A 19,868-nucleotide genomic window follows, 5' to 3' on the forward strand; every position below is an offset into this window, starting at 1 on the left:
CGGTAGCGGTTCTACGCAAACGCTTCGACGGCCTCATTCCCGGACCTGCTCAGCGCCTGGCGCGCCTGCGGCGCAGGCATCGGGCGTCCGGTGAGGAAGCCCTGTACTTCGTCGCACTCGTTGTCGGCGAGGAAGGCAAATTGTTCGATGGTCTCGACACCCTCGGCGACGACACGCATCCTCAACGTATGGGCCATCGCCAGCACGGCCTTGACGATGACCTCATCGATCGTCGACTTACCGATGCCCTGAACGAACGACCGGTCGAGCTTGATGCAGTCGGGCTTGAACTCCCGAATGTAATTGAGGCTCGAGAAGCCTGTGCCGAAGTCGTCGATCGCGATCGATACGCCCATTCGTCTGATCGCGTTGAGCGCGACAAGGGCGGCCGGCGTCATCAACACGCTCTCGGTCACTTCGAGTTCGATGTTGCGCGGACTGACGCCGACCTTCGCAAGCGTCCTCTCCACCGTGCTTGCGAAGTCGGAATGCAGAAACTGCATGGCCGACACGTTGATCGAAACGACGATGTCCGAATAATCCCGCGCCCAGTCTTTTGCCTGAAGACATGCCTGTTCGAACACCCACTCGCCTATCGGCACGATCAGCCCATTCTCCTCGGCGAGCGGTATGAAGACAGCGGGGCTAACGAGTCCGCGCTCACCATCGAACCATCGCAACAGCGCTTCGAATGCGACCGGTTGGCCACTCTCCAACGCGACACGCGGTTGAAAAACCAGCCGCAACGCATCGGTCTGAGCGGCACGGCTGAGATGCTTCGCGAGCTCGACACGCTCGGCGTCGGCGGTCGCAATCGACTCGTCGTAGACCACGAGCGCGCTCTGCCGGGAACGCTTCGCGTGATACATCGCCGCATCGGCGTAGCGAATCAGCGTGCTGGCGTCAATCGCGTGATCGGGGAAAATGGCTACTCCAGCGCTCGCGTTCGAAGCGACGCACTCACCGCCCACGCGCAGATTCGCGTTCACCGACGCATGCAGCGCCTTCGCCCTGCCGATCAGTTCGTCGATACCCGAGCGCCCGACAAGCAACGCGACGAACTCGTCGCCGGCAAAGCGCGCCACGACGTCGTACTCGCCGACGCTGCGCGATAGTCGCCGCGCGACCTCCTTGATGACCTCGTCGCCGCACACATGGCCCAGCGAATCGTTGATCTCCTTGAAGTTATCGAGGTCGATGAAGAGGATCGCTATCTGACAGGCTGACGTCGAGGCCGTGCAGAGCAGGTCTGACAACCGTGCATATAACGCAGACCGATTGAGCAACCCGGTCAACGGATCGAGGCTTGCCTGCAACTGCAATTGCTCCTGATCCCTGATCCGGTCCGTGATGTCGCTGAACACGGCGACCGTGTGTGTCGTTCGCCCATGCTCGTCGAGCACGGGCGATATCTGACGCTGCGCCCAGAATCGCGATCCGTCTCGACGGCGTCCCTCGACGACCGTCGCGGCTTTGAGACGATCCGCAGTCGATGACGTGGCATCGAGCAAAGCCGCGTCATTCATGCTTCCGGGCAGGACGTCGGCCGCTTCTTTGCCGAGAACGTCCGCGACAGGCAGCCCCGTGAGCCGCTGAAACGCAGGGTTCGCGTAGATCACCTGCACAGCGTCTTCGGTGGTGGTTTGCAGAAGGACGACGGCATTGTCCGACGCGTCCAGCGCTCGACTGCGAATCCTCAACTCCTGTCTTGCCAGTTCGTGCGCGCTGACGTCGGCTGCCGTGACGAAACACGCTTCATGGCCGGCATAGTTCAGAAGATGGTACGAGACATCGACATGAATGATGTGACCGTCCAGACGCGTATGCCTGCGCACGCCGCCCGACCCTGCCGGCGCGCTTGCCGCGATATACATCTCCAGGTCTTGCCGGAATTGCTGTCTATCCTCCGGCGGACGCAGGTCGTCGGCGGTAATCTGCATCAGCTCGCTGAGACTGCCTCCGTACTGACGCTGCGCCGCTGCGTTGGCGGTGAGCACGCGTCCCGTATGAATGTCGAAGATGAGCATTGCCAGCGGATGCTGCGCGAAGTACTCGATAAAGCGGTCATGTGCTTCCCTCGCAACGATCCTGGCCGCGCTGCTCGCGAGCGACGCGCGGTGCGCGATCACGAGCGCGTAAGCCAGCAAGATCAAACCCGTGGCGAGCGCGACGGCGAACGTGACCTTCTGCCGAACCAGTTGCGCTTCCGCCGTGAGTTGCATCGTTGCGAGCTTCGACCTCTGCGCCAGTTGCAGTTCGGAGAGCCCATGCATGATCGACTGAAGCGTCTTGTTGGCCTTCTCCAGTTGCGTCGAATCGACGCCTCGGCTCGCGCCAGGGCCGCGCGCGCTCGTCGCGGCCAGGTCGAGTTGCGATGCCCACAGGCTGGTGTCTCTGCGCAGCGTCGATAGCTGATAGAACGATGCCTCGTCGTCGTTCAGGAAGCGCTGAAGCAGATCGTACGAGCGCATGGCTTCGACGGCACGCGACACCGGCCAGGCGAGCGATCGAAACCGCGCGCTGCCGACGCCGGTGAGGAAGTCCGCGTTCGCGTCGATATGCAGATTGGCGATCAGTTCCAGTTGCGAACTGACCGTGAGCGCTTGTCGCAGCGCGTCTTCCTGTTGCGATCGCGATCTCGCCGCGAAATAGCACGTCAGCGCAGCGAACGACGCAACTGCAAACAGAAAGATGACCGCTCCGAAAAGCCGGCCTCTTTTGGAGCCTCGAAGGCCCCGCACGAACCGCCGCACGTCTTTTTTCATTGCCACTTGCCGAACGCCAAATCTTTTGTAGTAGTGCGCGATGCGATGCCTTGAATGCGAATGCCGCTTCGAATCGCACCTGGCTCGTCCGACTGCCGTAGACCACTTAAGGAACGGCCTATCTCCGAACACTCTTATCGGCTGCTTATCCGTTTAGTTAAGTCAGGAGTCGTCCGTTTCGCGAGGCCGCGAAACGCGAACGAGTAAATCGTGCCGGTCATGTGCGCGATCATCGGTAAAACAGGGTTTTCATCAATGCGCGGCGTCGTTCCTTCCGACGATACTCAGGCACCACTTCTCGTCGGAGCACACCATGTCGCAAACGTTTCTCTCGCATCAGGAAATCTTTGAACGAAGCATCGACCACCTTCTCACGCAAGGATCGGCTTCGCTGCTGCCGCGAGGCGGTGGTGCTTACCGCGGACGATGCGGTGGCTGTCCCGTCGGCGCGCTGGTGCGGCCGGGCGACTATCGCACTGCCATGGAAGGCGTGCCGGTGCGCTTCATTCTCGCGGACCCGACGCGCGTTCCGGCTTATATGGATGTGGGCGTCGCCGCGCTCAGAAAGGCGCTCTTGCGGGCAAGGATCAACGTGTTCTCACCAGAAACGGTCGAACTGTTGAGCTGCTTGCAGAACGTACACGACGTTTTCGGCATCTGGGAGTGGGAGGACCGCCTGCGTTCCATCGCGCGCCAATTTGGCCTCTCGGCCGAGCGCTTGCAGCGCGCCGCCTAGTGAATCAAAGGCAACGCATCATGAAAGACCTGACGGAAATCTTCGCGAAAGTGCGGTCGCATCTGCTTGCGCAGCAGGCCTTATCCGTGGATGACGACGGAACCTGCCGCCTGCGCGGGCAAGACGGCCGCCGATGCGCGATCGGCATCCTGATCGATGACGCGCACTACGGTCATCCGCTGGAAGGCCTCGGAATCAGCTATTACAAGGCGGGGCAAGACGGTCCGCTACTGCGCGCGCTGGCGATGTCCGGTGTCGACGTCTATCGCGCGGAAACGTTAGCGCTACTTCACGACCTGGAAGATCTGCATGATGCAGGGGACGTCGCAGACTGGCCGCTTCAGCTTTCTGCTGTGGCCAAGCGTCACGCCATAGCGCTGACCGAGGACGCGATGGTTTGACGGCGCAAGGCGCGGCGACAAGGGCCGCGCCTTCATGCCCGTGCCTCGGCATCGTCCTAATCGGCGATAAGCAGTCAGATCAACCCCCAGTTCTGGGAATTCGGCGATCAACAAGAACCCTATAATCGCACGATACTACGCACCGCTCTCGATCTGACTGCGCGGCAAGCGTCCCGCTCTATCGCCCGGGCCAGGCAAAGAACATCAAAATCGCGTCGAACGCATGCAAATCAAAAACTCCAGACGGTGGGCGCCGCGCGGAGCAAAGAGGTGGCTCATCGCCGGAGCAGCACTTTTTGCCGCCGGCATCATCAGAACGATGCTGCACCCGTTGCTCGGTCCCGTCATGCCCGGCGCGGCTTTCCTGATCGCTGCGGCGCTCGTTCAGTACTATTGCGGCCTCGCGCCCGCCTCGTTCGTGATGTTGGCCGGACTCGTGATCGCCGACTATCTGTTCGTGGCGCCGTACGGGCGCATCGACGTCATCGACGCTTCCGACTTCCGGCTGCTCATCTCCTATCCGCTCATCACGATCGTCGTCATCACGCTCATGAGCGCTTGCGACGCGCGCAGTATCGCGCCGAGCTGCTCGCGGCGGTCGCGCAGTCGCGCTATGAAATGCTGCTGCGTCACGACAACGAGCGGCTCATCGCGCGTCGCGCCACGGACGAAATGCATCGCATGCTGCATCACATCGCGCAATACAATCGCTCGCTCGTCGTCATCAAGGCGCTCGACCTGGCGAACGGCGTGTCGCCCGGCAGTGTCGTGGCCGCGGCGACTGCCACGCGCAACGGCGTCTTCGACGACACATCGTTCGGCTCAGGCATCGCGTACGGGACGAAGCATGCCGAGGCGCACGAGGAGGATCTTGCCCGCGTAAGCGTTCGCCTGACGCCGGGGCATCACCGCATCCGTTTCCGGTCCGGCGGACGCGAGGACTGGCAACCCGTCGAGTGCGTGTGCGAGCGCTTCGTCACGCCGTCGGGCGACTTCCTGATTCTGCGAGCAGAAGACTGACTATGAACGCGCCCGAGTTTTCGTCGGCACACGGCCACGATCACGCCGTTTTACTTCTGCACGGCCTCTCCAGTTCGCCGCTCGAACTGCGTTTCCTCGCGCGATTTCTCGCCGACGAAGGTTTCGCGACGCATACGCCGGAATTGCGCGGATACAGCGCGGGCACCGGACACGAAGCGATGGAAGGATGGATCGATGCGGCCATCAACGAGTTCGACGCGCTCGCCGCCCGCTATCGCCACGTTTCCGTATGCGGGCTTTCGATGGGCGCGACGCTCGCAGCCGCCGTCGCGCAACGACGCCCGGACGCGCGCGCGTTGTTGCTGCTGTCGGTCACGCTCGACTATGACGGCTGGGCGATACCGTGGTACCGCTTTCTGCTCGACTATCTCTACTACACGCCGTTGCGCTCGCGCTACCGTTATCGCGAAGAGGAGCCGTACGGCCTGCGCAACGAGGCGTTGCGCTCGAAGATCGCGCGCGCAATGCAGAAGAATGAAATCAGTGAGGTCGGTCCCGCGTCCATCGCCATGCCGGCGCTGCACGAAGCGAGCCGCCTCGCTCACGCGGTGCGCAAGGAGCTCAAGGGCATCACGACGGACTGCCTCATCATTCACGCCATCGACGACGAGACGTCGAGCCCGCATAACGCCCGCTTCGTCGGCAAGAACGTCGGGGCGTCGTTCCTCCGCACGATCTGGCTCGACGATTCATATCACATGATCACATCGGATAACGAGCGCGAAGTCGTCGCGCGGGAATGCGCGCTCTTCTTGCGCGAAAGCGCGGCAGCGTCGGAATCGAACCATGCGCCGACGCCGGTCGTGTCGCGCGCCCTCGCGCGCCGGTTGCGGCAACTGGCGACCGTTGCGAGGAAAGCATGAATCGCACGTGCGCGGTCGCGGCGGCACTCGCCCTCCTGCTAACGGCCACTGCGCACGCGGCGAACGCTGATGAGCCGCCGCCCGCCAGTGACTGGAAGGTGTCGATCGGGCCCGGCCTGTATGTCTTTCCGAAGTATCCCGGCTCGTCGAAATTGCAGGTCCTGCCGTTCCCGGTTCAGGACATATCGTGGAAGGAACGCATCTTCTCGCAAGGCCCGGACGTGCTCGGCGTGAATGCGTTGAAGGGCGAGAACTATCACGTCGGTGCGTCGCTGAGCTTCGATTTCCAATCGCAATCCGCCTCCGACGACTCCCGTCTGAAGGGCTTGCCTGATGTCCACTACGGCCCCAAGCTGCGGCTTTTTGCAGACTACACGTGGTGGGCGTTCACGGGCGCGGCTGCCGTATATCAGGATATAGCCGGAACGGGGCAAGGTCTCACCGCGATGACGGATCTCTATATGTCGGCTCCGTTGGGCAAGCTCTTGCTCTCCGTCGGACCGGGTCTGACGTGGGCGAACGCGGCTTATACGAGGACGTTTTTCGGCGTCAGCGCGCAGGAAAGCGCCGCGTCGGGCTTGCCTCAGTACGCGACGCGTTCCGGCTTGCGCGATATCCACCTCGGCCTGAACGCTACCTACACGATGAACGCGCACTGGTCCGCCGATGTCACGGCGCAAATCGGACGCCTCGAAAAATATGCCGGCGGCAGTCCGATCACCGAGCGCCGTCTCGATCTCAACGGCGTGGCGTCTGTTGCATATCACTTCTGATGCCGCGAGGCGAGCGATAGTCGCGCGAGACTAGGCGTTGGCCTGCGTTTCCAGATGGCGCAGCAGCTTGCCCACCATCCATACGACGGTCATTCCGACCAGCACGAAGAACGCGGCGAGCGGCGTCAGCACCTGCACCGAGACGAAGCCCGCGAGTCCCATCATCGCCGACGAAACAAGCAGCAGCGCGCAACCTAGAATCGCGCTCGTCAGCCCCGCGATGTGCGGGAACAGCGAATTGCCTTTCGCCATGAGCGTCGGATACATCGCGCCGGCGCAAAAGCCCATCACGAGCACGGGCAGCGCGAGCGTCCATACGCGAAGGCCGACGGTCAACGCGAGCAGCAGCATGACGGCCGACGCAGCCGCCATTGTCCATGAGCCGATGCGCAGCCGCGCTTCGGCGCTCGGCAGACGCGGACCATGCACGCGGTTCGACAAGCCGCCGAAGAAGTACATCATGCCGATGCCGAGCGCGAGATAACCGAAGTACGTCGGCGGCTTGTGCAGCGTGTTCTGGACCATGAACGGTCCGACGATATTGAACACCAGCAGAATGCTGTAGCAGAGGCCCTGCGCGAGAAAGCAGCTCTGAAACACCGGACTTGCGAGCACCTTGCCCGCGTTCGCCATCAGCGTGCGAGGCTCGAGCCGCACCGGCCGCCGCAACGTCTCGCGATAACGCCATACGAGCGCCCACATCACGATCGAATAAATGAGCAGGAAGACGAGGCACGCCTTCCAGCCGAACGCGGTCTGCAGATGCGCGCCGATCACAGGCGCGACAATCGGGGCGAGCCCCCACGCGATCGAGATATACGTGAACGCGTGCATCAACGCGTGGCCCGAGAACGAATCGGTGATGATGGCCTTCGCGAGCAGATTCGTCGCCGCAATGCCGAAGCCTTGCAGGCAGCGCGCGATAAGAAACGTTTCGAGGTTCGTCGCGGCGAGCGACAGCAGGCAGCCGAGCGTGAAGACGACAAGGCCGAACGCGAGCACGCGCTTGCGGCCGTATGCGTCCGCCACCGGTCCGAGCGTCAGTTGGCCGAGCGCGTAGGCCGCCATGTAGCCCGAGACGCTCGACTGGATCGCTTGCGGCGAGGTCGCGAAATAGCGCGCCATCGCGGGCAGCGCGGGCACGTAGATGTCGATGGCAAGCTGCCCTGCCGATGCGAACAGACACACGAGGAACAGCAGAAAGCGCGGCGAGTTCGCCGGGCGCGCGGCGACGAACGTGCCGTCCAGATGAGCAGGGTTCATGAAAGCGACGAAAGCGACGAAGGAGCGGATGCCGTGACGAGGCATCCGCCGGTTCAGATGGAATGAGGCTTGGAAGCGGCGTCAGCGCGTATTCTGCCTGTCATCGCGCGATGCCGCCGAAGGCGCCACGTCCGCTATGCGCCGCTGCGGTTAGCGGCGACGCGTTGCGCGTCGGCATCGCGGGTCGATCCTTTCGCCGGACGCCCCGCCCAGTGGCCCGCGAGCATGGAGCCCGACAGGTTGTGCCACACGGAAAAGAGCGCGCCGGGCAGCGCGGCAATCGGTGTGAAGTAGAGCTTGCCGAGCGTCGCGGCGAGACCCGAGTTCTGCATGCCCACTTCGATCGCCAGCGTGCGGCAAACGGCTTCGTCGAAACCGAGCAGACGCCCGCCCCAGTAGCCGCCGAGCAATCCGATGCCGTTGTGCAGCACCACGCCGAGCGCCACGACGACGCCGACCGACGCGATGCTCTTCTGCGTTCCGCCGACCACCGCCGCGATGATCAGCAGGATCGACACCATCGACACGAGCGGCAGCACCGGCTCGATCTTGCGCACCAGCTTGCCGAAGAAATGATTCACGATCAGCCCGACGATGATCGGCAGGGCGACGATCTGCAGAATGCTCATGAGCATGCCGTGGACGTCCACGGCGATGGACGCGTCGACATAAAGGCGCGTGAGCAGCGGCGTCGCGAACACGCCGACGAGCGTGGAGAGCGCGCTGATCGTCACCGAGAGCGCGACATCGCCGCGCGCCAGATAGATCATCACGTTCGACGCCGTGCCGCTCGCGACGCTGCCGACGAGCACCATGCCCGCGGTGAGATCGGGCGGCATGCGCAGCGCCTTGGCGATAACCCAGGCGGCGAGCGGCATCACGAGATAGTGCAGCACGATGCCGGCGACGACCGGCGCCGGACGCGTGAAGACGCGCCGGAAATCGTCGATGGAAAGCGTCACGCCCATCGACAGCATGATGATGGTGAGCAGCGTCGTCACGTGCGGCGCGATGCCGGTGACCGATGACGGCGAGAAGTACGCGGCAACCGAAGCAAGTACGGCCCAAAGCGGGAAAAGACGGGTAATGCGGGCAAGCATGTGGTGCGGTCCTCGAATGTCGTGGCGTGTATGTTCTGGGCGAACGTCGAGCGCAGCAGCCGGCGCGTGATGCCCGGAAGGCGTCACGGCGACACGTTTCGCTGCGTCGGATGGCAAAGCGCGGCGTGGGTTGCGGGCCGCGTGTGGGACGAAATGCTTGCCTTCGTGGGGCGAATGCCCGTTGACGATGCCGCGCCGCGCGGGTCACGCGCGACGCGGCCATTTGGCGGGCAAGGCCCGTATTTTACCGGCGCCCGCCCGAAGTCCGCGCACCGCCCTGACAGGCGATGCCGATTCAGCGCGTCGACTCGATGGCTGCGGGGCTCAGATCGGTCGGAAAGCAGTGGGGATGTTCGAATCCCATCGGCGAGGCGCCCGTCGAATAGATGATGTTGTCAGTGTTGTTCGGCCCCTGCCCGCGCGGCACGTTGCCGAGTCCCGCGAGCTTGCGCATGCGGTATGCGATCGCATGATCCGCGCAGGCGCTGTCGCCGCTCACGCCCAGACCGCCGATCACCTTTCCGCCCGCATAGAGCGCCACGCCGCCGCCGAAGGTGATTACGCCGCCGAGCGTGCGCCCGATGCCGCTGCCGTGTTCCAGAAAGCGCGCATCGAACGGATTCGAGTTGTTCAGACCGTAGAGCGAGCCGCCCGGCTGCGTGGCCGCGTAGAGATTCGCCGTGGAGAGCGCGAGCGCATCGTTGGAGAAGCCGTTCGCCGTGTACGCCTTCGCAATGGCGATGGCGCGACTGCCGGGCCACGCGTCGCCCGTCTTGATGACGGAGCACAAGTGTCCTTCGCGATCCACGACCGCGGCCCACATCCGGTTCGGCTTGAAAATGCCGCCGTTGCCGTCGCCCGCATTGACGACTTTGGCCAGTTGATTCTCGACCAGCGAGACGGTTCCTTGGGGAAGCATGCAACGTCCCTGCGGATAGTCGTCGTAGCCGTACGCGTGAGCGAGCGGCGACACGAGTGCAACGGACATTGCGGCGGCCAACGAGTAAGACGCGATCATGCGCATGGCGATTCTCCCGACGTATTCACGATTTAACTACACGAGTGAAGCACTAAACCGATCGCTGCCTAACAAGATAGGATGCCTTAGTGAATAGAACGAACGTTGTTTCTTCGTCGTAAACCCTGAACGAAGAAGCGCGCGCTGCCTACGCAAGGCTCGTAGAAAGCGCGCTGTAATCGGAAGAAAGTCAGCCCGACACGGACGCTTCCACCACGGCGAGATAGGCCGCCAGCGCCCGCTTGACCTCGCGTAGATAGCGCTTCGCGAGTTGCACGTCGCCCATCGCGGGACGCAGCTTGATGGCGAGCGCGCCGCTCGCGAGCGCGCGCAACATGTCGACGTAAAGCGCGCGCTCGGCGGGCTTCACGCTCGCCATGCGCACGTCGATCACCTTCCGGAGCGTGCCGGACTCGCGCTTGGTCTTGTCGTCGTGCGGCATGACGGACATGAGGATGAGGCAATCCGGGTGCTGCTCCAGATACGTGATGTAAGGCGTCATGATGCGGTCGATCACCGCCTCCGACGACAACGTGCGCCACGTCTCGGTGTCGATCTTATCGAGCGCGTCGTCGATCTCGCCCATCGCCGCTTTGTGCCGGTCCCAGAGCGCGCTCAAGAGACTCTCGCGGTCCGGAAAGAAGTGATACATCGAGCCGATCGGCGTCTGCGCGCTGCGGGCTACGCCATGCATGGTCACGCCGGCGAGACCTTTTTCCACAATCAGATCGGCCGTCGCGTCGAGCACCGACTCGATGCGCGCGCGCCCGCGCGCCTGCAATGGCGAACGCGCGCTGTTCGCGCGTTCAGGCGCATGCGGGTCGTGATCCTGTGACTTCGTCATCGGGTCTCCAATCGTCGAACGAAACTAGACGCATCCGTCTACAATCATGCATACTAGACGATGCCGTCTAGTTTGGCGAGCGTGCCGCAAATGTCGCGGCCGCGCCATCGGATGCAGGTTCATTACGGCCGCCTTGCAGCGCGGTCATATCGAGGTTGGAGAAATCATGGCAGTTACAGCACCTGCACAGGGCGGCGAATCGAACGAGTCGACCCAACGCAAATCGTCGCGGCGACGCGTGCTGTTGCTCATCGTCGGCATCATCGCCATTGTCGCGGGCCTGATCTGGGGACTGCGCTGGTGGACGGTCGGCCGCTTCATCGAGAGCACGGACGACGCGTATCTTCAGGCAGACAGCGTGACCATCGCGCCGAAGGTAGCCGGTTACGTGACCGACGTGCTCGTCGCCGACAATCAGGCGGTGGCGGCGGGCGCACCGCTCGCGCGGCTCGATACCCGCCAGTATCAGGCGTCGCTCGATCAGGCCAAGGCCACGCTCGATGCGCGCGCCGCCGACATCCAGCGAGCCGAGGCGGAACTCAAGCAGCAGCACGCGAATGCCGACCAGGCCAAAGCGCAAGCCGAGGTATCGCGCGTGAGCCTCGCGCATGCCGAAGACGACGTGCGCCGTTATCGGCCGCTCGTCGCCACCGGGGCGGAAACCGAGGAGCGGCTCGCGAGCCTCGTGAGCACGCGCGATCAGGCTCGCGCGACGCTTGCCGCGAATCTGGCTGCGGCACGCTCGGCGGCCACGCAAATCGGCGCGACCGAGGCGCAGATCGTGCAGGCCCGCGCGCAGATGGAAGCCGCAGAGGCGCAGATGAACCAGTCGAAGCTCGATCTCAACGACACCACGCTGTATAGCCCGCTCGCCGGGCGCGTCGGCGACCGCACCGTGCGCGTCGGCCAGTACGTGCAGCCGGGCACGCGTCTGATGACGGTGGTGCCGGTGCAGAGCGTGTATCTCGAAGCGAACTTCAAGGAAACGCAAGTGGGCCGCATGCGCGTCGGCCAGCCGGCGACGCTGCACGTCGATGCGCTGAAGGGCACCGAGCTGCACGGCGTCGTCGAGAGCTTCTCGCCCGGCACCGGCGCGCAGTTCGCGCTGTTGCCGCCGGAAAACGCCACCGGCAACTTCACGAAGATCGTGCAGCGCGTGCCGGTGCGCATTCGCATCGACACGGGGCCGCAAACGCGTCAGGTCCTGCTGCCGGGCCTGTCCGTGACCGTCGACGTGGACACGAAGTCGGCCACCGATGACAGCAAGCGCATCGCAGCCGAGAACCATCATGACTGAGGCAAGCGCGAACGCGCCGGCACGCGCCACCGCGACAGACTGGATCGCCGTGACCGCCGGCGCGCTCGGCGCGCTGATGGCCACGCTCGACATCTCCATCACGAACTCGGCGCTGCCGCAGATCCAGGGCGAAATCGGCGCGACCGGCACCGAAGGCACGTGGATCTCCACCGGCTATCTGATGTCGGAAATCGTGATGATCCCGCTCGCCGCGTGGCTCACGCGCGTCTTCGGTCTGCGCAATTTCCTGCTCGGCAACGCGGTGCTCTTTACGATGTTCTCCGCCATGTGCGGCCTTTCGCATTCACTGCCGATGATGGTGGCCGGCCGCATCGGCCAGGGCTTCACCGGCGGCGCGATGATTCCCACGGCGCAGACCATCATCCGCACGCGGCTGCCGCGCGAGCAGATGCCGGTGGGCATGACCATCTTCGGCCTGATCGTGCTGCTCGGCCCGCTCATGGGGCCGGTGGTCGGCGGCTGGCTCGCCGAAAACATCTCGTGGTCGTGGTGCTTCTTTCTGAACTTGCCGGTGGGCGTCGCGCTGGTGGCGCTGCTGCTTTCCGGCTTGCCGTCCGAGAAGTCTCAGTGGGACGCGTTCTTCAAGGCCGACTGGATCGGCATTGCGGGTCTCGCTATCGGGCTCAGTTCGCTCACGGTCGTGCTCGAAGAAGGCCAGCGCAATCAGTGGTTCGAGTCGAGCGAAATCGTGTTGCTCTCGTGCGTCGCCGCGTTCGGCATGGTGCTGATCGCCGTGTCACAGGTCATTGCGAAGCGCCCGATCGTGCGGCTCTCGCTGTTGCGCAATCCGCGCTACGCGAGCGTCATTCTGATCGTCTTCGCCGTCGGCGCCGGACTCTATTGCGTGTCGTTTCTGCTGCCGCAGTTCCTGAGCATCGTGGCAGGCTACAACGCGCTGCAGTCGGGCTCCATCATGCTGATTTCCGGCGTGCCCGCGTTTCTCATCATGCCGGTGCTGCCGCGCCTGCTCGGCAAGGTGGACTCACGCGTGCTCGTGATCGCGGGCCTTCTCTGCTTCGCCGGAAGCTGCCTGCTGGACATTTCGCTGACCGCGCAGAGCGTCGGCCACGACTTCTTCTGGTCGCAGATTCTGCGCGGCATCGGCCAGATGCTCGCGATGATGCCGCTCAATCAGGCGTCGATGGCCGCGGTGTCGCGCGAAGAATCGGGCGATGCGGCCGGGCTCTACAACATGGCGCGCAATCTCGGCGGCTCGGTCGGGCTCGCGATCCTCGGCACGGTGATCGACCGGCGCAACGACTTTCATAACGCGGCCATCCGCGAATCCGTGACGGCGAATTCGGTCATCGGGCAGGAGCGCATCGCCGGAAGCGCCGCGAGTTTCTTCGCGCAGACCGGCGACATGGCGCACGCGAAGTTGCAGGCGCTCGGGCAACTCTCGATGCAGATCGGCCAGCAAGCCGTCGTCATGACGTACTCCGAAACGTTTTACGTGCTCGCCATCGCGCTGCTCGCCTGCCTGCCGCTCGCGATGTTGCTGAAAACGCCGTCGTTCAAACCCGGCGAAGCGCCGTCCGCCGGACATTGAAGCAATGAATCTCCACACGATGTCCCGTTATCACTTTCGCTTCACTCGTCTGCTGCCGCTCGCGGCGCTCGCGCTCGCGGCCTGCACCGTCGGACCCGACTATCACGGCGCGCCGGATGTCGCCGCGCAATCGGTGCAAAGCGGCGCGTTCGTGCGCGCGCCGTCGCAGGGCGTGCTCGCCACGCACGCGCCGGCCGCATGGTGGCGCTCGCTGAACGACCCGCAACTCGACGCGCTGATCGACGCCGCGCTCGCCGGCAATCTCGACGTGAAGATGGCGCAGGCGCGTCTGCGCCAGGCGCGCTCGCAATTGCGCGGGGAACGCGCGAACGCATTGCCGAAGGCTTCGGCGTCCGCGGCGGCGTTGCGCATGCGCTCGCCTGACACGGCCATTCTCGGCGGATCGGAAGGCTCGGGCGGCCGTGGCCCGCTGGACTTCTACACCGTCGGCTTCGATGCATCGTGGGAGATCGACCTCTTCGGCGGCACGCGCCGCGCCATAGAAGCGGCATCGGGCGAAGCGGAAGCCGTGCAGGCCGATCTCGCCGATACGCAAGTGTCGCTGGCCGCCGAAGTCGCGTCCGCCTATATCGACTTGCGCGACGAGCAAGAGCGGCTCGCGCTTGCGCAGCGCACCGCCGACTATCAGCAGCAGATGCTCACGTTGACCGAGCAGCGCCGCGCACGCGGCACGGCGGCCGAAGTGGATGTCGAGCGCCTCAACACGCAGGTCAACACGACGCGCGCGACGCTCGTGCCGCTGCAAGTGCAGATCACCGATTCGCTGGATCAACTCGCGGTGCTGACGGGCCGCGCGCCCGGCGCGCTCGACGTCGAACTCGCGCAGCCCGCGCCGCTGCCGACGCTGCCCGCGTCGGTTCCGATCGGCGATCCCGCGACGATGTTGCAGCAGCGCCCGGATATTCGCGCGGCGGAGCGGCGTCTCGCATCGAGCAACGCGCAGATCGGCGAGCATATCGCGGATTATTTTCCGAAGGTCTCGCTGCTCGGCGATATCGGTTTCTCGGCGTCGGAGCCGGGGCATCTGATTCGCAAGGAGAACTTCTCGTGGCTGGGCGTGCCGTATCTGCAATGGAACGTGCTCGATTTCGGCCGCACGGCGGCGAGCGTCGATGCAGCGAAGGCATCGCGTGACGAAGCGGAAGCGCGTTACGGCAAAACGGTGCTCGCCGCGCTGAAGGACGCGAATTCGGCGCTTTCACGCTATGGCAATCAGCGCGAGCATGTCGTGCGGCTTCAGGAAGTGCAGGCGTCGTCGGAGCGGTCGGCTACGCTCGTGCGTCAACGGTACACGGCGGGCGTATCGACGCTCATCGACTTGCTCGACGCTCAGCGCACCGAGTTCGCCGCGCAACAGGACGTGGTCGCGGCGCGCGCCGAGTTGCTGAGAGATTTCGTGTCGCTGCAAAAGAGTCTCGGCCTCGGCTGGCAGCAAGCGTCGGACTCGACTTCCTGACGAGAACATTCGATTGCTCTGCGGAATGCATCTTGCGACAGCGTTCAGTCTTGAACCTGTGCTTCCGGCATCACGCGGAGAATCGAATGCATCAAGCGAAACACCCTGCCACACGCTTCACCACTCTTACACGCGCATTGCTGATCGCGGCGAGCGCCGCGGCGTTCTCAACCGCCACGCAAGCACAAAGCGAAATACAAGCCGCGTCCGCAGCCGTGGCGGCGAGCGCGCCCGCCTCGTCGCCGCTGCCGCCGTCCGAGCTCTACGGCGAGCTATATCGCGAGGTGCAACTCGCGCACGTCTATCCCGATAGCAAGACGTTCGCCGACATGACGCCGAACGTGTCGCCGCAGCAAGTCATGATCGACTATGCGAACCGGACGCAGCCGTTCGATCTCGCGCGCTTCGTCGGCTCGCACTTCACGCTGCCCCAACGGGCAACCAAGGGCTATGCGTCCGACCCGAACGAAAGCGTGACGCAGCATATCGACACGCTCTGGACCGTCCTGCGCCGCAATCCGGATGCGAACGCGAGCCCGTGGTCATCGCTGTTGCCGCTGCCGTATGCGTATGTCGTGCCGGGCGACCGTTTCGATGAGATCTACTACTGGGATTCCTACTTCATCATGCTCGGACTGCGGCAAAGCGGGCAGCGCGAGTTGATGAAAAACGAACTGGATAACTTCGCGACGCTCATCGACCGATACGGGCATATTCCGAACGGCAACCGCAGCTACTATCTGAGCCGCTCGCAGCCACCCTTCTTCGCGCAGATGGTTCAGCTCGCGACGGAAACCGACGGCGACAGCGCGTATCTGCGCTATCTGCCGGAACTCGCGCGCGAATACGCGTACTGGATGGACGGCGAGAACAAGGTCGCGCCCGGCGAGGCGTATCGGCATGTCGTGCGTCTTTCGGACGGCACGCTCCTGAACCGCTATTGGGACGACCGTGCCACGCCGCGCGACGAGTCGTATCGCGAAGACGTGGAGACGGCGAAACAGATGCCGCAACGCAATGCCGAAGACCTCTGGCGCAATCTGCGCGCGGGCGGCGAAACCGGCTGGGACTTCAGTTCGCGCTGGTTCTCGGACGGCAAGTCGCTCGCGACGATCGAAGTCACGTCGCTCGCGCCGGTCGATCTGAACGCGCTGCTCTACGATCTCGAACGCACGCTGGCGCGGGCGTATCGCGTGAAAGGCGATGCCGCGCAAGCCGAAGACTTCGAACAACGCGCGCACGCGCGGGCGCAGGCAATCCGCAGCCATCTCTGGGACCCGCAACTGCACGCGTTCGGCGATTACGATTTCGTCGCGCATGCGCTCACGCATCGCCTGAGCGCCGCGACGGTGTATCCGCTGTACGCGGGCATCGCGACGAAAGCGCAGGCGAGCGCGGTGGCATCGACGATTCGCGGGAAGCTCCTGCGCGCGGGCGGCCTCGCGACCACGACGGTGCGCTCCGGCCAGCAATGGGACGAGCCCAACGGCTGGGCGCCGCTGCAATATCTCGCGATCATGGGCCTGCGTCGCTATGGCGAGTCCGCGCTCGCGCGCCAAATCGCGGAGCGCTGGATTCAGACGAACGTCGCGTATTACCAGCATACCGGCAAGCTCGTCGAGAAATACGATGTCGACGCGAAAGCCGGATCGACCGCAGCGGGCGGCGGCGAGTATCCGTTGCAGGACGGCTTCGGCTGGACCAACGGCGTGCTGCGCACGTTGATGGTCATGTATCCGTCGGCGGCGGGCGCGACCACGCGTCCGGTCGATGTCCCTTCCGGCGCGGCCGGCGTCGCGGACGCGGCGGCTTCGGCGGCGAAGGCGTCGAAGAATACGCATCGGCTGGCACCGACGCCGAGCGGCGAATGAGCGGCGTAGGATCGTCGGAAATCGGGACCGTGCGCGGCGCTATACTCACGCGCTTTTTCGCCACGCACGGCCTGAAGGACAACCGATGAACGCAATTCCCCCTTGCCCGCACTGCCATTCCGAATTCACGTATGAAGACGGCGGCGCGTACGTCTGCCGGGAGTGCGCGCACGAATGGAGCGCAAAGGCGGACACCGCTGCCGAAGCATCCGCGAAGGTCTATCGCGATTCGGCGGGCAACGTGCTCAACGACGGCGACACCGTCACCGTCATCAAGGACCTGAAGCTGAAAGGCTCGGGCGGCGTCATCAAGATGGGCACGAAGGTCAAGAACATTCGCCTCGTGGATAGCGACCACGATATCGACTGCGAGATCGACGGCTTCGGCGCGATGAGCCTTAAATCGGAGTTCGTGCGCAAGGCTTGAGCGGTCGAACGGTGGCAAGCGCATTGTAAAGATGCGTTACGATGCGTGTTTTCCACGCTGCCCCCCGCCGTTTCGTCTTGATTGCGTCCGAATTCAAAGTCATCGCCCGCGCGATGCTCGCCCGTCTCGCGGCCCGGCTGCGTCCGCACGGCCGGCCGCGCACGCTTCTGCTGCTGCCGGCGCTCTTCGTCCTGTATGTGCTCGCGCTGATTCCGTTCACGCCCGGCATCAGCGATATCCGCAAGGCCAAGGTCGATCAGCCCGCGCAGATTCTTTCCGCCGATGGCAAGCTACTCGCCGAATTCAAGCCGACGCATCGCGAATGGGTCAGCGTGAAGCAGGTCTCGCCGTACGTCATCGACGCGCTCATCTCGACCGAAGACCGGCGGTTCTACTCGCATCACGGCATCGACTGGCGGCGCACGGCGTCGGCGGCGCTGCACACGTTCTCGGGCGATCGCCAGGGCGGCTCGACGCTCACTCAACAACTCGCGCGCAATCTGTATCCCGATGAAATCGGCCGCTCGCAGACACTCACGCGCAAGCTCAAGGAAGCGATTACCGCGTTCAAGATCGAAGCCGTTTATTCGAAGGACGAGATTCTCGAAACGTATCTGAACACGGTGCCGTTTCTGTACAACGCCTACGGCATCGAAATGGCCGCGCGCACGTACTTCGGCAAGTCGGCGGGCCAGCTCGACGTGCTCGAAAGCGCGACGCTCATCGGCATGCTGAAGGGCAACAGCTACTACAACCCCGTGATCAATCCCGAGCGCGCGCTCGACCGCCGCAACATCGTGCTCGGGCAGATGGTCCGCTTCGGGCATCTTCCTCCCGCGAAACTCGACGCGCTCGCGAAGCGGCCGCTGCGCATCGACTTCGAGCGGCAGACCGAAGAGCCGGGACGCGCGCCGCATTTCGCGCAGCAGTTGCGCAAGTGGCTGATCGCGTGGGCCGACGACAACGACTTCAATGTCTATTCGGACGGGCTCGTCGTGCGCACGACGATCGACTCGCGCCTTCAGTCGATGGCCACGCAGGCGCTCACGTGGCAGGGCAATCAGTTGCAGTCGATCGCCAATGCCGCTTGGAACGGACACGGCGGCTGCGCGAACGCGGACGCCGATCTGGCGCGCGCGTTCGTGCGCGAGACGAGCGAATACCGCGCCGCCCGCGATGCCGGCGCGACCGACGCGGACGCCCTCAAGCATCTCATGGCGGATCGCGCGTTCATGCGCAACGTCTGCGAGAACAAGACGCGCGTGCAGGCCGCGTTCCTCGCGCTCGACCCGCGCAACGGGCAGATCAAGGCGTGGGTCGGCAGCCGCGACTTCACGCAGGACCCGTTCGACCACGTGCAACAGGCGCGGCGTCAGCCGGGCTCGACGTTCAAGCCCTTCGTCTATGGCGCGGCGTTCGAGCGCGGCGCGCTGCCGACGGATACGTTCATCGATCGGGACGTGACCATTCCGGTGAAGGGCAACGAGACCTGGCATCCCACCGACGAAGCGCCGCCGAGCGGACGTCCGGTCAGCCTGCGCGACGGCATCGCGTTCTCGAAGAACCGCATCACCGCGCAACTGATGCAGTCGGTCGGCCCGGCGCGCGTCGCACGTCTCGCGCGGGACATGGGCGTGCGCGAGAGTCATCTCGATGTGGTGCCGTCGCTTGCGCTCGGCACGAGTCCGGTGACGCTGAAAGAGATGGTCTCGGCGTACGGCACCATCGCCGACAACGGCAATTACATGGAGCCGCTACTCGTCACGCGCATCGAGAACCGCAAGGGCGACGTGCTCGCGCAATTCGAGAGCACGCCGGAGCGGGCGCTGTCGATCGACGCGACGCACAAGCTCGTCGACGTGATGCGCGATGTCGTGAATCGCGGCACGGCCACGGCCATTCGCACGCGCTTCGGGATTCGCGGCGATGTCGCGGGCAAGACGGGCACGACGCAGGACAACGCGGACGGCTGGTTCATCCTGATGCATCCGCAACTGGTGGCGGGCGCGTGGGTCGGCTTCAACGACAGCCGCGTGACGCTGCGCAGCGACTACTGGGGACAAGGCGCGCATAGCGCGTTGCCGATGGTCGGCGACTTCGTGCAGCGCGCGTTGCGCTCGCGCCTGATCGACTCGCGCGCGCGCTTCGACACGCAGGCGCCGCCGAGCGCGTGGCAGACTTTCGTCACGCGGCTGCGCGGATGGATCGACGAGACGTTCGCGAAGAAACCCGCGCAGACGGCGGTGCACAAGCCAGTGCGCGTCAAGCGTGCGCCTGCGCAACCGGCGGCAGAAGTGACGGAAGAGCCGCCTCAGCCGCCTATCCTCCCTGCAGTACCACCGCTGCTTCCTGCTTCGACCGCTTCGCCTGCCGTGACCGCGAGCGAGGCGCCCGCGGCGGCATCGGCCACGGAGCCGTAAGC

15 protein-coding genes and 1 pseudogene are annotated in these 19,868 nt (G+C 64.4%); 11 read left to right on the forward strand and 5 right to left on the reverse strand.

What is annotated here, in order from left to right; translation table 11 throughout:
• Positions 1–11 precede the first annotated feature (11 nt).
• Complete coding sequence (locus NCR34_RS20660) at positions 12–2,765, reverse strand: putative bifunctional diguanylate cyclase/phosphodiesterase (protein ID WP_250501028.1); 2,754 nt, start codon at positions 2,763–2,765, stop codon at positions 12–14.
• A 313-nt stretch (positions 2,766–3,078) separates the two neighbouring features.
• Between NCR34_RS20660 and NCR34_RS20665 the strand changes: the two genes are divergently transcribed.
• The 5 genes and pseudogenes from NCR34_RS20665 (at position 3,079) to NCR34_RS20685 (ending at position 6,579) form a co-directional block, all read left to right on the forward strand.
• On the forward strand, positions 3,079–3,501 hold the full coding sequence (locus NCR34_RS20665; protein ID WP_248324443.1) for a hypothetical protein: 423 nt from the start codon (positions 3,079–3,081) through the stop codon (positions 3,499–3,501).
• A 20-nt stretch (positions 3,502–3,521) separates the two neighbouring features.
• A complete protein-coding gene (locus tag NCR34_RS20670) occupies positions 3,522–3,902 on the forward strand; it encodes a hypothetical protein (RefSeq protein WP_248324444.1) in 381 nt (126 codons plus the stop codon).
• A gap of 223 nt (positions 3,903–4,125) precedes the next feature.
• Positions 4,126–4,922, forward strand: a pseudogene (locus tag NCR34_RS20675) (DUF4118 domain-containing protein).
• A gap of 2 nt (positions 4,923–4,924) precedes the next feature.
• Positions 4,925–5,806: an alpha/beta hydrolase gene (locus tag NCR34_RS20680; RefSeq protein ID WP_250501029.1), complete on the forward strand. Its 882-nt coding sequence runs from the start codon at positions 4,925–4,927 to the stop codon at positions 5,804–5,806.
• Positions 5,803–6,579, forward strand: coding sequence for a MipA/OmpV family protein (locus tag NCR34_RS20685; protein ID WP_248324446.1), 777 nt, complete (start codon positions 5,803–5,805; stop codon positions 6,577–6,579). The genes NCR34_RS20680 and NCR34_RS20685 overlap by 4 nt, the downstream gene beginning before the upstream one ends.
• Positions 6,580–6,609: 30 nt before the next feature.
• Here the strand turns inward: NCR34_RS20685 and NCR34_RS20690 are convergent, their stop codons facing one another.
• From NCR34_RS20690 to NCR34_RS20705, 4 genes are all read right to left on the reverse strand, one after another.
• Positions 6,610–7,842 carry a multidrug effflux MFS transporter gene (locus NCR34_RS20690; protein ID WP_248324447.1) on the reverse strand — a complete coding sequence of 411 codons (1,233 nt, stop codon included), beginning with the start codon at positions 7,840–7,842 and terminating at the stop codon, positions 6,610–6,612.
• Between the two features lie 134 nt (positions 7,843–7,976).
• Positions 7,977–8,942, reverse strand: a complete 966-nt coding sequence (gene panS / locus NCR34_RS20695; RefSeq protein WP_175945907.1) for a ketopantoate/pantoate/pantothenate transporter PanS — start codon at positions 8,940–8,942, stop codon at positions 7,977–7,979.
• Between the two features lie 295 nt (positions 8,943–9,237).
• Entirely contained in the window at positions 9,238–9,930 is a 693-nt protein-coding gene (locus NCR34_RS20700; RefSeq protein WP_241270105.1) for a GlcG/HbpS family heme-binding protein, read from the reverse strand.
• 220 nt (positions 9,931–10,150) lie between these two features.
• Positions 10,151–10,804, reverse strand: a complete 654-nt coding sequence (locus tag NCR34_RS20705) for a TetR/AcrR family transcriptional regulator (protein ID WP_248324448.1) — start codon at positions 10,802–10,804, stop codon at positions 10,151–10,153.
• 166 nt (positions 10,805–10,970) lie between these two features.
• Between NCR34_RS20705 and NCR34_RS20710 the strand changes: the two genes are divergently transcribed.
• The 6 genes from NCR34_RS20710 (at position 10,971) to NCR34_RS20735 (ending at position 19,866) form a co-directional block, all read left to right on the forward strand.
• The gene (locus tag NCR34_RS20710) at positions 10,971–12,101 is read left to right on the forward strand and encodes an HlyD family secretion protein (protein ID WP_248324449.1); all 1,131 of its coding nucleotides are present in this window, start codon (positions 10,971–10,973) and stop codon (positions 12,099–12,101) included.
• Entirely contained in the window at positions 12,094–13,671 is a 1,578-nt protein-coding gene (locus tag NCR34_RS20715; protein WP_248324450.1) for an MDR family MFS transporter, read from the forward strand. The genes NCR34_RS20710 and NCR34_RS20715 overlap by 8 nt, the downstream gene beginning before the upstream one ends.
• Positions 13,672–13,675: 4 nt before the next feature.
• Positions 13,676–15,148, forward strand: coding sequence for an efflux transporter outer membrane subunit (locus NCR34_RS20720; RefSeq protein ID WP_248324451.1), 1,473 nt, complete (start codon positions 13,676–13,678; stop codon positions 15,146–15,148).
• An 86-nt stretch (positions 15,149–15,234) separates the two neighbouring features.
• Positions 15,235–17,019, forward strand: coding sequence for an alpha,alpha-trehalase TreF (gene treF, locus NCR34_RS20725; protein WP_248324452.1), 1,785 nt, complete (start codon positions 15,235–15,237; stop codon positions 17,017–17,019).
• 85 nt (positions 17,020–17,104) lie between these two features.
• Positions 17,105–17,446, forward strand: coding sequence for a zinc ribbon domain-containing protein YjdM (locus NCR34_RS20730; RefSeq protein WP_248324453.1), 342 nt, complete (start codon positions 17,105–17,107; stop codon positions 17,444–17,446).
• 41 nt (positions 17,447–17,487) lie between these two features.
• Positions 17,488–19,866, forward strand: coding sequence for a penicillin-binding protein 1A (locus NCR34_RS20735; protein WP_371747504.1), 2,379 nt, complete (start codon positions 17,488–17,490; stop codon positions 19,864–19,866).
• The last annotated feature ends 2 nt before the right edge of the window (positions 19,867–19,868 follow it).

Origin of the sequence: Caballeronia sp. GAWG1-5s-s (assembly GCF_023631445.1) — a bacterium.
GTDB lineage: Bacteria > Pseudomonadota > Gammaproteobacteria > Burkholderiales > Burkholderiaceae > Caballeronia.

Bases quoted from the DNA above. Each gene is read 5' to 3' on its own strand.
- NCR34_RS20660 (WP_250501028.1), bottom strand. From the start codon at position 2,765: ATGAAAAAAGACGTGCGGCGGTTCGTGCGGGGCCTTCGAGGCTCCAAA.
- NCR34_RS20665 (WP_248324443.1), top strand. From the start codon at position 3,079: ATGTCGCAAACGTTTCTCTCGCATCAGGAAATCTTTGAACGAAGCATC.
- NCR34_RS20670 (WP_248324444.1), top strand. From the start codon at position 3,522: ATGAAAGACCTGACGGAAATCTTCGCGAAAGTGCGGTCGCATCTGCTT.
- NCR34_RS20680 (WP_250501029.1), top strand. From the start codon at position 4,925: ATGAACGCGCCCGAGTTTTCGTCGGCACACGGCCACGATCACGCCGTT.
- NCR34_RS20685 (WP_248324446.1), top strand. From the start codon at position 5,803: ATGAATCGCACGTGCGCGGTCGCGGCGGCACTCGCCCTCCTGCTAACG.
- NCR34_RS20690 (WP_248324447.1), bottom strand. From the start codon at position 7,842: ATGAACCCTGCTCATCTGGACGGCACGTTCGTCGCCGCGCGCCCGGCG.
- panS (WP_175945907.1), bottom strand. From the start codon at position 8,942: ATGCTTGCCCGCATTACCCGTCTTTTCCCGCTTTGGGCCGTACTTGCT.
- NCR34_RS20700 (WP_241270105.1), bottom strand. From the start codon at position 9,930: ATGTCCGTTGCACTCGTGTCGCCGCTCGCTCACGCGTACGGCTACGAC.
- NCR34_RS20705 (WP_248324448.1), bottom strand. From the start codon at position 10,804: ATGACGAAGTCACAGGATCACGACCCGCATGCGCCTGAACGCGCGAAC.
- NCR34_RS20710 (WP_248324449.1), top strand. From the start codon at position 10,971: ATGGCAGTTACAGCACCTGCACAGGGCGGCGAATCGAACGAGTCGACC.
- NCR34_RS20715 (WP_248324450.1), top strand. From the start codon at position 12,094: ATGACTGAGGCAAGCGCGAACGCGCCGGCACGCGCCACCGCGACAGAC.
- NCR34_RS20720 (WP_248324451.1), top strand. From the start codon at position 13,676: ATGAATCTCCACACGATGTCCCGTTATCACTTTCGCTTCACTCGTCTG.
- treF (WP_248324452.1), top strand. From the start codon at position 15,235: ATGCATCAAGCGAAACACCCTGCCACACGCTTCACCACTCTTACACGC.
- NCR34_RS20730 (WP_248324453.1), top strand. From the start codon at position 17,105: ATGAACGCAATTCCCCCTTGCCCGCACTGCCATTCCGAATTCACGTAT.
- NCR34_RS20735 (WP_371747504.1), top strand. From the start codon at position 17,488: ATGCGTGTTTTCCACGCTGCCCCCCGCCGTTTCGTCTTGATTGCGTCC.